Origin of the sequence: Nocardiopsis suaedae, from assembly GCF_027706745.1 — a bacterium.
Classification (GTDB): domain Bacteria; phylum Actinomycetota; class Actinomycetes; order Streptosporangiales; family Streptosporangiaceae; genus Nocardiopsis_A; species Nocardiopsis_A suaedae.
On sequence record NZ_JAQFWP010000036.1, the window covers coordinates 1 to 13,243 of the forward strand.

The 13,243-nt window shown below is 75.5% G+C and carries 10 protein-coding genes and 1 pseudogene; 4 read left to right on the forward strand and 7 right to left on the reverse strand.

All coding sequences use genetic code 11. The features are described 5' to 3' along the window. Nucleotides 1-606 precede the first annotated feature (606 nt). Nucleotides 607-1,521, reverse strand: a pseudogene (locus O4U47_RS18405) (MinD/ParA family ATP-binding protein); the annotation flags it as partial. A 4,253-nt stretch (nt 1,522-5,774) separates the two neighbouring features. On the opposite strand from O4U47_RS18405, the gene O4U47_RS18410 reads away from it, so the two are divergent. Further along, complete coding sequence (locus O4U47_RS18410) at nt 5,775-6,776, forward strand: NAD(P)H-quinone oxidoreductase (protein ID WP_270679131.1); 1,002 nt, start codon at nt 5,775-5,777, stop codon at nt 6,774-6,776. 53 nt (nt 6,777-6,829) lie between these two features. Continuing rightward, nucleotides 6,830-7,357, forward strand: coding sequence for a bacterial proteasome activator family protein (locus O4U47_RS18415; protein WP_270679132.1), 528 nt, complete (start codon nt 6,830-6,832; stop codon nt 7,355-7,357). A 138-nt stretch (nt 7,358-7,495) separates the two neighbouring features. Here O4U47_RS18415 and serS read toward each other — a convergent pair whose 3' ends face one another. Beyond that, nucleotides 7,496-8,761, reverse strand: coding sequence for a serine--tRNA ligase (serS, locus tag O4U47_RS18420; protein ID WP_270679133.1), 1,266 nt, complete (start codon nt 8,759-8,761; stop codon nt 7,496-7,498). Between the two features lie 58 nt (nt 8,762-8,819). Here serS and O4U47_RS18425 point away from each other — a divergent pair, with 58 nt between their 5' ends. Together O4U47_RS18425 and O4U47_RS18430 are read left to right on the forward strand one after the other, a co-directional pair. After that, on the forward strand, nt 8,820-9,485 hold the full coding sequence (locus O4U47_RS18425) for a GNAT family N-acetyltransferase (RefSeq protein ID WP_270679134.1): 666 nt from the start codon (nt 8,820-8,822) through the stop codon (nt 9,483-9,485). A gap of 72 nt (nt 9,486-9,557) precedes the next feature. After that, nucleotides 9,558-9,740: a hypothetical protein gene (locus O4U47_RS18430; RefSeq protein ID WP_270679135.1), complete on the forward strand. Its 183-nt coding sequence runs from the start codon at nt 9,558-9,560 to the stop codon at nt 9,738-9,740. Nucleotides 9,741-9,865: 125 nt separating this feature from the next. Here the strand turns inward: O4U47_RS18430 and pheA are convergent, their stop codons facing one another. The 5 genes from pheA to O4U47_RS18455 all read right to left on the reverse strand — a co-directional run bounded on the left by pheA (nt 9,866) and on the right by O4U47_RS18455 (nt 13,237). Then, entirely contained in the window at nt 9,866-10,807 is a 942-nt protein-coding gene (gene pheA, locus O4U47_RS18435; RefSeq protein WP_270679136.1) for a prephenate dehydratase, read from the reverse strand. A gap of 10 nt (nt 10,808-10,817) precedes the next feature. Next, nucleotides 10,818-11,306 (reverse strand): DUF4446 family protein, encoded by a 489-nt coding sequence (locus O4U47_RS18440; RefSeq protein WP_270679137.1) that lies wholly within the window; start codon nt 11,304-11,306, stop codon nt 10,818-10,820. A gap of 39 nt (nt 11,307-11,345) precedes the next feature. Next, on the reverse strand, nt 11,346-12,176 hold the full coding sequence (locus O4U47_RS18445) for a glycosyltransferase family 2 protein (RefSeq protein ID WP_270679138.1): 831 nt from the start codon (nt 12,174-12,176) through the stop codon (nt 11,346-11,348). Nucleotides 12,177-12,301: 125 nt separating this feature from the next. After that, entirely contained in the window at nt 12,302-12,652 is a 351-nt protein-coding gene (locus tag O4U47_RS18450) for an STAS domain-containing protein (protein WP_270679139.1), read from the reverse strand. Between the two features lie 60 nt (nt 12,653-12,712). Next, nucleotides 12,713-13,237 (reverse strand): ATP-binding protein, encoded by a 525-nt coding sequence (locus O4U47_RS18455; protein WP_270679140.1) that lies wholly within the window; start codon nt 13,235-13,237, stop codon nt 12,713-12,715. Nucleotides 13,238-13,243 lie beyond the last annotated feature (6 nt).

Below are 13,243 nucleotides of genomic sequence, written 5' to 3' on the forward strand. Positions count from 1 at the left end.
CATCGCGAGAAGGGCATCCGGCGGCCCGGCGGACGGCCGGGGCCCGTCAGCGGGGCACCGGCCGAGCCGCCCACCTGCACCGCGAGCAGCCCGGCACCCGGCAAGCAGGCCCAGGGAACCGCCCCGCTCACGCTGTCGCCGCCAAGAACGGTGACCACGCACACGCCCGGCGGCCGACAGAACAGCAGGTAGGGCCGTTGACCTTCGTCGTCGCCGCCACCTCCCTCGCACCCCGGCAGCCCGGCGCCCGGCCGGGGTCCGTCAGCTGGGAACCACCCGAGCCGCCCACCCGGACCGCGAGGAACCCGCCGCCCGGCAAGCAAGCCCGGGAACCACCCCGCTCACGCCGTCGCCGCCGAACACCCCGACCACGCACCCACCCGCCAGCCGACAGAACAACAGGTAGAGCCGCCGCCCTTCGTCGTCGCCATCCACCCCACACCCCCGGCGGCCTGCCGCCCGGCCAGCGTCCGGAGCGGGGCACGGGCCCGGCCCTCGCCGCCGGGCACGGCGACCGCGTGACTCCCCTACGAGTGAATGCGCACCACCGCGCACCGTCTGGGCCCCTCTCGGGTGGCCCAGACGGTGCGCGGTGGTGGGTCGGGGTCAGCGCGGCCAGGCGAAGGCCTCGCCGACGGTCGCACCGAGCTGCAGGTAGGAGTCGCGGGTCCCCGGGGCCAGGCGGTCCAGGTCGACCTCGGCCCCCTCCTCCAGGTGGGGGTCCCACGGGACCCGGATCACAGCCCGGCACCGGCTGGCGAAGTGCTGCTCCAGCTTGTCGAGGTCGACGCTGCTCTTGCCGCTCGTGCGCACCATCGACAGCACGACTACGGCGCCGCGCACCAGGTACCCGTACTCGTGCGCCTCCAGCCAGTCCAGGGTGGCGCTGGCACTGCGCGCCCCGTCCACCGACGGGGAGCTGACCAGGACCACCTGGTCGGCCATGCCCAGCACACCCCGCATCGCCGAGTGCAGCAGGCCGGTGCCGCAGTCGGTGATGCAGATGGAGTAGTAGTGCTCCAGCAGCCGCGACACCTCGCGGTAGTCGTTCTCGCTGAACGCCTCGGAGACGGCCGGGTCCCGGTCCGACGCCAGGATCTCCAGCCGGCTCAGCGCCTGCGAGGTGAACCCGCGGATGTCGGCGTACCGGGTGATGGTGTGCCGCTCGTTGAGCAGATCCCTGATGGTGGCCGCCGTCTCCAGCCGCACCTTGTCCGAGAGCGTGCCCCGGTCCGGGTTGGCGTCGACCGCGAGGATGCGGTCCCCGCGCAGGGAGGCCAGCATCGATCCCAGGGCCACCGTCGTGGTGGTCTTCCCGACGCCGCCCTTGAGGCTGAGCACCGCCACCCGGTGGTGCCCTCCGGCCACGTGCGTGCGGGAGCGCGCCACCAGCTCGTTCCGGCGCTTCTCGTCCGCCGACTCACCGGGGTTGACCAGCCCGAACGAGGCGGCGTGCACGGCGCGCCGCCACCCGCCGCCGGGCTTGCGCCTGCGGGGGCCGCCGCGCACCAGCGACTCCGCGTCGAGCTCCTCGGCACTCGTGGACTGCTGCTGGCCGACCACCTCGGGGTAGGCGGCGTAGCCAGGCTGCGGCTGCTGGTAGGGCTGCTGGTAAGGCTGCTGGTAAGGCTGCTGGGCTCCGGTGGCGGGACCGTACGGGCTCTCGGGCTGCGGCGGCTGCTGAACCGGCGCACCCCACTGCGCCTGAGAGGGGTCGCCCCACTGCCCTTGCTGCGTGGGGTCGCCCCACTGGCCCCCCTGGTGTGCAGGATCCCCCCACTGGCCCTGCTGTGCCGGGTCCTGCACAGGCTGGGGCCCGGTGCCGTAGGCACCCGCTGGGGGCTGCCCCTGCTCCGCAGGGGCATACGCGCCGTACTGCTGCGCATCCCACTGACCGGCCCCACTCTGATACGGGTCGGCCTGGGTGTAGGCCCCGTCGGGGTACTGCTCCTGCACCGGGGTGGAGGGGTCGACGGGCGGGTGTGCCTGGTCGTACGCCCACTGCTGCGGCTGCCCGCCCTGGTCCTGGACCCCCTCATAACCGGGGGCATACGGCGATCCCCCTTGAACAGCGGCCTGTGGGCCGGTTCCGTAGGCGCCGGCGGGCGGCTGCCCCTGCTCCGCAGGGGCGTACGGGTCCGCCTGCCGCCCATCCCACTGGCCAGGCTGCCCCTGATACGGGTCGGCGTGGGAGGAGCCCTCGCCAGGAGAGGCGTGAGCCCCCTCCCCGTACACCACCGGCTGCGGGCCGGTGCCATAAGCGCCTGCGGGGGGCTGCACCTGCTCCGCAGGGGCGTACGGGTGGTCCCCCTCGTAGGCGCCGCCGTCGGCAGGCCGACCCTGGTATGCCGCGGCCTGTTGGTAGGCCTCGTCAGCGAAGAATTCGGCAGGCTCGCCCTGCACCGCGGGCTGCGGGCCGGTGCCGTAGGCACCCGCAGGCGGCTGCCCCTGCTCCGCAGAGGCGTACGGGTCCGCCTGCCGCCCATCCCACTGGCCAGGCTGCCCCTGATACGGGTCGGCCTCCTGCACCGGCGCCTGGGGGCCGGTGCCGAAAGCCATCGTCTGCGGCTCGGCCTGACCCGAGTGCTCGCCCCCGCTCCCGGGAACGGAGGCCGCCGCCCCGTCCGGCTCCTGAACATAGGGAGGCTGCGGAGGCTCTCCGTAGAGCCCCCGCTCAGCCGCCGCGTCCTGCCCATCGCCGTCGGCGAACACCTGCCCGGCGCCGGGTCCGGCGACCGGCTCGGCACCCGGCCCGGCGGAGGCCTGCTCCGCCTGCCCCGGCCCGGACCGGGCGGCGCCGTCCGGCTCCTCGGCCTCGGTCCACGCCCAGTCCTCCGGCTCTCCCGGCGCGTCCTGCGGGGCCTGCGGCTCGGGCAGCCGGTACACGGGCTGCCCGCCGGTGTCCGACCCGGTGCCGGGTTCCCCGTATCCCCCGTCCGCCGGAGCCGCCTCCTGAGGCGCGAACGCGCCCGGCCCGGGCTGGGCGGCGGACGGGAAGCCGCTCCAATCGTCCGCCGCGGGCGGCGCCGACGCGGCTCCGGTGTCCGGGGCCAGACGCATCGTGGCCTCGGGCTCACCCGCGTCGTCGTCCGGCAGCGGCGCGGCGTCGGGAAGCGGCGCTTCCCCGCCGTCCGCGACCGCGGCCTCCGCGACCGTGCCTTCCGTGTGCGTGCCCTCGGCATCCTGGGCCTCGGGGCCGCCGCCTTCGTACGACGCCTCGTGCTGCTCAGCACCCTCGGGTGTGGGCCTCTCCTGCTCTTCGGCCGAATGGGGGGCGGCCGAGGACAGGGGAGGGAGCTGCTCGGGTTCGGGTACGTCGTCACCGCCGCGCCGCTCACCCACGGGCACGCCTGCGGACTCCGCGGCGCCGTCGGGCTCGGGCGCGGGCGGCGCGGTGTCGGCGGGCGGTGCCGACTCCGCCGAAGGCGCGGTGGGCTCAGAGGGCCCAGGGGGCACAGGCGGTGCCACCGGGGCGGCCTGCGCCTGGTGCGCTGCCTGGTGCGGTGCCTGGGGCTGCGGCTCTTGCGGCTGCGGCTCTTGCGGTGGCGGCGCCTGCGGACCCCCCGGGCCGGGCTGCGGCCCCGGGGGCATCGGCGGCCGCCCCTGCGCTCCCTGCTGCGCGGGGCCGCCCTGCTGAGGCTGCGGCCCCTGAGGACCCTGAGGACCGTACTGACCCGGCTGGCCCTGCTGGCCCTGCGGGCCCGGCTGCCCCTGCTGCCTTTGCGGGCCCTGCGGGCCCTGCTGTCCATGGGGGCCGTCGGGCTGCGGGGGCATGGGCGCGTGCGGACGCCCCTGCTGCGCCGGAGCACCCTGCTGCGGCCCCTGCGGAGGCCCGTACTGCGGGCGCTGCTGCCCAGGCGGCCCCTGGGGCCCCTGCGGTCCAGGCGGGCCTTGCGGCGGACGACCGCCCTGGGGCCCCTGGGGATCCCCGTGAGGGCCGGCCGGGTGGCCCTGCGGCGGTCTGCCGTGCGGCCCCTGGGGAGGCCTGGGCGGCTGCTGCCCCTGGGGCGGAGGTCCGGGAGGCCCCTGGCGGGGGCCGGGGTGCGGAGCGTTCGGGTGCGGAGCGTTCGGGTGCGGAGCGTTCGGGTTCGGTGCCTGCGGGGGCGGGCCCTGCCGGGGACCCGGCCCCGGACCCTGCGGCCCCGGACCGTGCGGCGGCGGACCCTGCGGCGGCCCGGGAGGGACCGCGGGGCCCTGCTGCTGGGGGTTCGACTGCACGTTCGGCTGGGCGTTCGGCTGGGCGTTCGGCGGCGCGTTGTGCGGTGCGTTCGGCGGAGTGGGCCGCGCATGCGGAGGCGGGGGCGGCGGCGTCTGCTCCTGACCGTGCACGCCCCCGCGCGCGCCGCCGTTGAACGCGGCACGGTCGGCGGGAGCGGCGTTCGGACCGGGCTGCGGCGCCGGAGGCTCCGCGTACGGTGCCTCCGGGACGGCGGGCCCACCCGCCCCCAGGGGAGACGGGTCAGCGGCCCCCTGGGGAGCCGAAGGTGCGGCGTCCGGCTCTCCCGCGGCCTGCGGCCCTTCGGAAAGCGCGACGGTCTCCTCCGGCAGGTCCTGCGGCTGCGGCTGCGGCTGCGGATCCAGCGGCTGCTGCTCGGCACCGGCGGGGACGCCCTGGTCCGCGTGGTCGTACGACGGGGCGGGAGATTCGGCGTACGGCGCCTCCGGAACAGCGGGCTCCGGACCGGCCGCGTGGGGCTGCGGCTCGCCGCCGATGGGCCCCCCTTCAGCGAACGCCTCCTGCGGTACCTCTGGTGCCCATGGTGCCTGCGCGGCCTCCGGCTCCGGCGCCTGCGGCTCCTCCGGGACCTGCGGGGTCCCGAACGCCTCCGGCGCCTCCGGAACCGAGGGGTCGGCGCCCGCCTGCGCCTGCCCGTCGGTGTAAGCGGGGAACACCGGCTGGGGCGCCTGCATCCCGCCCGCGTCCTGCACCGCGTACGGCGGGGGCGGCGGCGCACCCCCGTCCAGGGCGTACGGCGGGGGCGGCAGCATGCCCCCGTCGCCGAACCACTGGTCCGGCCCCTCGGCGGCCGACCAGCCGTGGCCGTCGACGTCGTCCCCCGGCACGGCGGCCGCCCCATGGTCACGCCCGTCCTCCGGCGGACGCGGAGTGTGGGGCTCCGGACCGTCGTGATCTCTCTGTGCCACGGAGGTTCTCCTCAAGAAGCGAATCAGGGGCGTGATCGTGCAAGCCGGGGCCCAGACCCGCAGGGGGTCAGGGGGAGCAGGGGGTTCGGGCACCCAGCGTCGTCGGTTTTCTCACCTCAGTCAACAAAGATAAAACCCAGCGCCCAAGGCGTGACGCGCGGCCCGAGCCGCACTCGTCTTCCCCTGTGTGACAGGGCTTCCGGCGCCCATGGTTCGCTCGGTCCGCCATCTTCCTCCCGGCCGGGTGCGGCCCGCGGCGAACCCTTGCCCGCCCTCCCGCCGACCTCGGGCTCCTGCCGCCGCGCACCCTGCCCACCAGGACTCACACCGTTCATTCCCGACGCCTCTGACGCCTCTGCCCCCTATCACACCGGTCACCCCGTGTCCCCTCGCGCCCGTCGTGCACCGCCCGCGGGAGTCCGTCCCGTCCGCCTCCCGGTTCCCGCTCGGCGCGACACCCTTGTGCGCCTTCCTGTGCGCCTTCCTGTGCGGCCTTCCTGTGCGCCTCCTCTCCCTCGGACGCGTCCGCGTCGGCCCCGGCTCCCGGCGGGGCGCCCGCCCGAAGTGGCCGGAAGATCACGCCGTCCCACGGTGTCGCCCGCACCTCCGCTCTGGGTAGCTTTCATGGCATGCACGCGATCGAGATCCTTGAGCCGGGCGACCCGGACGTCCTCTCCTGGAACGAGGTCCCCGACCCCGTTCCGGGTCCGGGGGAGGTCCTCGTCGACGTCGCGGCGACCGCGGTCAACCGGGCCGACGTCAACCAGCGCCAGGGCAGCTACCCGCCGCCCCCCGGCGCGTCCGTCTACCCGGGCCTGGAGTGCTCCGGGCACATCGCCGCCCTGGGCCCCGGCACCGAGGGGGCGGGGTGGTCGGTCGGCGACCCGGTGTGCGCCCTGCTCGCCGGGGGCGGCTACGCCGAGCGCGTCGCGGTCCCCGTCGGACAGCTGCTGCCCGTCCCCGCCGGGCTCGGCCTGGTCGAGGCGGCCGCGCTCCCCGAGGCCGCGGCCACCGTCTGGTCCAACGTCTTCATGGTGGGCGGCCTCGCCGCCGGGCAGACCCTGCTGGTGCACGGCGGCGCCAGCGGCATCGGCACCTTCGCGATCCAGCTCGCCCGCGCCCGCGGCGCCCGCGTGCTCGTCACCGCCGGGGGGCCGGAGAAGGCGGAGCGCTGCCGGAAGCTGGGCGCCGACGCCGTCATCGACTACCGGTCCGAGGACTTCCCGTCCCGCGTCAAGGAGGAGACCGGCGGGGCCGGCGCCGACGTGGTGCTGGACATCATGGGCGCCTCCTACCTCGACCCGAACCTGCGTTCGCTCAACGTGGGCGGGCGGCTCGTGGTGATCGGCCTGATGGGCGGCCGCAAGGCCGAGCTGGACCTGGGCCGGATGCTGGTGAAGCGCCAGTCGGTGCACGCGACCACGCTGCGCTCCCGCCCCGTGGAGGAGAAGGCGGGTATCGTCGCGGGCGTGGCCGAGCACGTGTGGCCGCTGGTGGAGCGGGGCGAGGTCCGCCCGGTCGTGGACCGGACGCTGCCGCTCGCGCAGGCCGCCGAGGCGCACCGGGCCATGGAGTCCGGCGCCCATGTCGGCAAGATCGTGCTCACCGCCGGCCGGCGGGACGGGTCCTGAGGACCGCCCGGCGGGCGGAGCCCCCGTACGACCATCCGCGAGTGAGGGTTGCTATGAACAACGGATTCAGCGAAGAGGAGCAGCCGCAGGTGCTCATCGTCGGCCCCGGGGGCCAGGACGGCGCCGACGGCGGGGAGTCCGAGGAGGGCGAGGGGCAGCGGCCGCTCAGCGAGATGGTGGAGCAGCCGGCCAAGGTCATGCGGATCGGCAGCATGATCCGCCAGCTCCTGGAAGAGGTGAAGGCCGCCCCGCTGGACGAGGCCAGCCGCGCGCGCCTGCGGGAGATCCACGCGAACTCGGTGAAGGAGCTGGAGGACGGCCTCGCGCCGGAGCTGGTGGAGGAGCTGGAGCGGCTGACGCTGCCCTTCACCGACGGCAACACGCCCAGCGAGCCGGAGCTGCGCATCGCCCAGGCCCAGCTCGTGGGCTGGCTGGAGGGCCTGTTCCACGGCATCCAGACCACGCTGTTCGCCCAGCAGATGGCGGCCCGCGCCCAGCTGGAGAACATGCGCAAGGCGCTGCCGCAGGGCCAGGACCCCCAGCAGGGCCACCCCGGCCCGGGGTCGGGCCCGTACCTGTAGCGGTACGGTCGGGCGCCGTCCGCGCGCCCACGACGCGGCGGGGCGCCGCCGAGAACGGTGAAGGGGGGCCGGTCCCAGGACCGGCCCCCCTTTTTCGCGCGTGCCGGGGCGGCCGCCCCGGCCGCCCTCGTGGACGCCTCAGGCCTTGACGGGCTCCAGCACGTCCAGGCCGACGTAGGGGCGCAGCGCCTCGGGCACCACGACCGACCCGTCGGCGCGCTGGTGGTTCTCCAGGATCGCGACGATCCACCGGGTGGTCGCCAGCGTCCCGTTGAGGGTCGCGGCGAACCGCGGCTTGCCGTCGGCGTCCCGGTAGCGGATGTCGAGCCGCCGCGCCTGGAACTCGGTGCAGTTGGAGGTGGAGGTCAGCTCCCGGTACCGCCCCTGGGTGGGGATCCACGCCTCGCAGTCGTACTTGCGGGCCGCGCTCGCGCCCAGGTCGGCCCCGGCGATGTCCACGACCCGGTAGGGCAGCTCCAGCTTGTCGAGCATCTCCCGCTCCCAGGCGAGCAGCCGCAGGTGCTCCTCGTGGGCGTCCTCGGGCCGGGCGTAGACGAACATCTCGACCTTGTTGAACTGGTGCACCCGGATGATGCCGCGGGTGTCCTTGCCGTAGGACCCGGCCTCGCGGCGGAAGCAGGACGACCACCCGGCGTAGCGCAGCGGGAAGGACCCCGCCTCCAGGATCTCCCCGGCGTGGTACCCGGCCAGCGGCACCTCCGAGGTGCCCACCAGGTACTGGTCGTCCTCGGCCAGCCGGTACACCTCGTCGGCGTGCGCCCCCAGGAACCCGGTGCCCTCCATGGTCTCGGGCTTGACCAGCACCGGCGGCACCATGGGGGTGAACCCGTTGGCGACGGCCTGCTGCAGGGCCATGTTGAGCAGCCCCAGCTCCAGCCGGGCGCCCGGTCCGGTGAGGAAGTAGAAGCGGGCGCCGGAGACCTTGGCGCCCCGCTCGGTGTCGATGGCGCCGAGCATCTCGCCCAGCTCCAGGTGGTCGCGCGGGGTGAAGTCGAACGCGCGCGGCGTCCCGGCCTCCTCCATCACCACGAAGTCGTCGACGCCGCCCGCGGGCGCGCCCTCCTCCACGATGTTGGGGACACCGGCCAGCGCGCGCTCCAGCTCGTCGGAGAGCCGCCCGGCCTCGGCCTCGGCCTCCTTGACGTCCGCGGCCAGGCCCTTGGCCTTGGCGAGCAGCCCTTCGCGCTCCTCGGGGGAGGCTTTGGAGACGGACTTGCCGACGCTCTTCTGCTCGGCCCGCAGGGACTCGAAGCGGGACAGCGCCGAGCGGTGGGCGGAGTCCAGCTCCAGCACGCGGTCGACGACGGCGTCGTCTTCCCCGCGGGCCCGCTGCGAGGCGCGGAGGCGGTCAGGGTCGTCTCGGAGAGCACGGAGGTCGATCACGTGTGCAGGGTACCGCCCCGGCGGGCGCGCCGTCCGCGCGCGGCGGGACAATCACCGGATGGACCTCGACCACTGGCCCCTGTACGGGCTGCGGCTCACCACACCCCGGTTGGAGCTGCGGCTGCCGGACCTGAAGGAGTTGGACGCGCTCGGCTCGGTCGCCGCGGCGGGGGTGCACGACCCGGCCCGGACCCCCTTCGTCAAGCCGTGGACCGACGCCCCGCCCGGCGAACGCGCCCGCAGCGTTCTCACCCACTTCTGGAAGACGCTGTCCGAGTGGCGCCCCGACTCCTGGGCCCTGCAGCTCACCGTCTTCCTCGACGGCGCGCCCATCGGCATCCAGGAGGTGGCCTCCACGGACTTCGCGGTGACGCGCGAGGTGTCCACCGGCTCCTGGCTGGGCCTGGCCCACCAGGGCCGGGGGCTGGGCAAGGAGATGCGCTCGGCCGTGCTGCACCTGGCCTTCGCCGAACTGGGCGCCGAGTCGGCGCGCACCTCCGTGCTGGACGGCAGCACCGCGTCCCGGAAGGTCACCGAGAGGCTCGGCTACCGCCCCGACGGGACCGTGCGCGTCGCCGTGCGCGGGGAACTCCGCACCGACCACCGGTTCGTGCTGGGCCGGGACGGTTGGGAGCGCCACCGCACGATGGGGGTGCAGGTCGAGGGGGTCGATCCGTGCGCCGCGATGTTCGGCGCGGAAAAGATCCGCGGAACCGCGTCATAGCTCCGGGGCCGCGGGGTCTCTACAGGTGACGGCGGGCCCGGACCGCCGCGCCAGTCGAGGAGGACGGACCCGATGACCCTGACCTGGCCGATGAAGCCCCTCGGCGCCATGACGGCGGCCGAGCTCCTGGCCGCGCTGGAGCAGCTCGACGCGGTGGCGCCCGAGGACGAGGCCCTGGAGGCCGCCGTGCGCGCCGAGCTGATGCGCGCGATGAACACCGAGCGCACCGAGCACGCGGTCGGGCTCCAGGCCTGATCGCGGGCGCGGGCGCCGGGGGTCCCCGGGCCGGCTGTGCGCAGGGGGGGCGCGGTCGGCCGCCGAAGGGGGCGGGGACCCCCGCGGCCGCGCACCCATGCCCGCGCGGGCCGGGGCGCCGTCTCTCAGACCCGGCCCGCGCGGATGTCCTCCAGCCACCGGGCGGCCTCCTGGAAGTCGGCCTCGGTGGTGCGCGCGGGCAGGAACGGGGTCAGGTCGGCGGTCTCGTCGGCGCGCGGGTAGCTGCCGAGGAAGCGCACGTCCGTGCAGATGCGGCGCAGCCCCATGAGGGCCTCGCCGACCGCGGCGTCGGCGACGTGCCCGTCGGCGTCGACGCAGAAGCAGTACCGGCCGAGCCCGTCCCCGGTGGGGCGGGACTCCAGGCGGGTGAGGTTGACCCCGCGCACCGCGAACTGGTCGAGCAGCTCGGCCAGCGCGCCGGGGTGGTCGGCGGACAGGAACGCCACCAGGGAGGTGCGGTCGGCGCCGGTGGGCGGGGGCGGTGGGCCGGGCCGGGAGAGCTGCACGAACCGGGTGGCCGCCTCGGCGCGGTCGCCGATGCCCGAGGCGAGCGCGGTCAGCCCGTAGCGCTCCCCGGCGATGCGGGCGCAGATCGCGGCGTCGTACGGCGAGCCGGGCTCGGCGACGGACTGGGCCGCGGCGGCGGTGGAGGAGACGGTGTGCATCTCGGCGTCGGGCAGGTGCCGGGACAGCCAGCGGCGGCACTGGGCGAGCGCGTGCGGGTGGGTGGCGACCCGCTTGACGTCGCCGACGGCCGCGCCGTCCCGGGCGAACAGGGTGAACTCCACCGGGACCGCGGCCTCGGCGGTGATCAGCAGCGGGTCGCCGTTGATCAGCTCGGCCATGGTGGTGGGGACCCCGCCCTCCACCGAGTTCTCCAGCGGCACCACCCCGGCGTCGGCCTCGCCGCGGCGCACGGCGCCGAACACGGCGTCCACCCCGGCGCAGGGCAGCAGCTGGGCGTCGGCGGCCTCGGGCCGCAGCGCGCGCAGGGCGGCTTCGGTGAAGGTGCCCTCGGGGCCGAGGTAGGCATAGCGGTTCGGCATATGTCGCAGGTTACCCCCGGGACGGGGGTGCGCCCGCGGCGCGCGCGCCGGGCACCACGGGCCGGACGGCGCCGGCCTCCTCGGGGGCCGGGAAGGACCCGGCGGACTCGGTCTGCTGCCCCATGCGGGCGGCGCGGATCGCCCGGTACTCCTCGGGCGAGAGCTCCTCGGCGGCGCGGCCGCCCTGCACCGCCTTGGCGTAGGTGCGCGACTCGGTGCGCCCGTTGATGGAGGTGACGACGATGCCGTCGCCGGCGGCGTTGAGCAGGGCCAGGGAGAACGAGCGGGCGCCGGACATCTCCTCCAGCGCGTCGTAGCGGACCACGCCGACGTCCCGGACGGCCCGGACGTCGACGCCGCTGCCTTCGGGGAGAAGCCGGTGCACCAGGGCGCGGCAGTCGTCGGCGGCCCTGCGGGTGCGCCAGAGCGCGTACCCGCCGACCGCCAGGCCGGCCAGGCCCGCCAGAACGCCGACCGCGGCGAGGATCGAAGTCAACACGGTGCGAGCGTACCGCTACGCGCGGCCCCCGTAAGGTGACTAGCGGTAATCTCTACGGCGACTTTGCTGGATTTTTCGCGAAACGGACCTAACGGCCGCCGCGGCGTCCCGTCCGGTCCGGCGCGCCCTCCGGGCCAGCGCCGGGCCCAGCTCCCGCGCGGCCAGCGCCCGCCCCACGTCGGTGAACTGGCGCGCCCGGTGCACCTGGGCGCGCAGGTCGGTCCCGGTGGCGCGGTGCTCCAGCGGCACCTCCACCTCCACCACGCGCAGTCCCGCGTGCAGCACGTCGATGGTCAGGCCGGTCTCCACCCCGAACCCGTGCGCCAGCGGCAGCGCGGCCTCGAAGGCGGCGCGGGTCAGGCAGCGCTGCCCGTTCAGCGGCTGCTCGGGCTCCCACCCGGTGGCGCGGCGGATGCCGTCGCGGGCCAGGCGGACCACGAAGCCGTGGCCGCCCAGGCGCATGCGGGTGGCGGGGAACAGGGCGACGGCCATGTCGGCGTCGCCGCGCTCGACGGGGCCGATCAGCGGGGCGGCACCGGCGGCGGAGGCGCCCAGGTCGGCGTCGAGGAAGAGCAGGTGGCGGTGGCGGGGCGGGCCGCCGCCGGAGGCGCCGGCCTCGATCAGCCGCACCCCTTCGGCGCCGCTCTCCATGGCGGCGCCCTTGCCGCGGTTGCGGGCGTGGCGCAGCACCCGCGCCCCGGCCGCCAGGGCGGCCTCGGCGGTGCCGTCGGAGGAGCCGTCGTCCACGACGACGACCAGGTCCACACCGGGCAGGGAGCGCACCGCGTGCACGGTGGCGCCGATCCGCTCGGCCTCGTCCTTGGCGGGGATCACGGCCGCGACTCCCGGCCGGTGCTCGGCACTGCCCATCGGCGCCTCCGGAAGGCTGGCGGGACTTCCACGAATCTGGACCGGCGCTGATCTCGGGGGAAACGACGCTACACGCACGGTCATAGCGTCGATTTTCCCGAGATCAACGGGGATCTGGGCCGGATCTAGGGCGCGGTGGTGGAGGCCTGGTCCGGGAGGTCGGTGGAGTCGGCGACGGTGAAGACCCCGTCGAGGCCGGTGACCTCCAGGATCTTGGTGACCGCGGGGCGCGGCGCGGCGAGGACGAGGTCGCCGCCCTGCTCGCGGGAGCGCTTCATGGCCGACAGCAGCACGTTCATGCCCGTGGAGTCGCAGAACTCCACCCCGGACATCTCCACCACCAGGCGGCGTGCCCCGTCGTCGAGCGCGTCGACGAGGGCGCTGTGCAATTGCGGTGCCGTGTACAGGTCGACCTCACCGCGAACGGTTACCACCGCGTGATCCGCGTGAGACTGACTCGATATCTTCAACTCCACAGTCGTGACTGTAGCGGCACGGCGCGGAGCTGGCCACCTGGTGACCGGTGTTTCGCCTCATCACCCGGACATCACGCGCGTTCGGGAGGATACGAACGCCGGGACCGCGCCGTCCTCCCCGTCGCCCAGCTCCAGGACCGCCCACACGGTGGTGACCGAGCCGTCCACCTCGGTGCCCCAGCGGCGGGCGAGGTGCTCGACGATGCCCAGGCCCCGGCCGCCGAGCGCGGACGGGGAGGGGCGGGCGATGCGCGGCAGCGTGGACGCGCCCCCGTCGCGGACCCGGATCTCCAGGCGGACCCGGCCCGAGGCGGCGGTCTCCACGTCCCAGGCCACCTGGACCGAGTCGGGCGGGAAGGGCGGGGGCAGCGGGGAGGCGTGCCGCAGGGCGTTGCTCAGGAGCTCGCTCAGCACCAGCGCGGCGTCGTTGACGCGCGGGGCGTCCAGACCGCCCTCTTCGAGCTCGGTGCAGAGCCGCTGCCGCGCGCTGGTGACACTCGACGGCGCGTACGGCACGAGTACCGTCCTCGCCATGTCGTCCTCCCGTACCTCGCCCCGCACACCGGCGGAACAGCAGCCGTCCATCTCGCG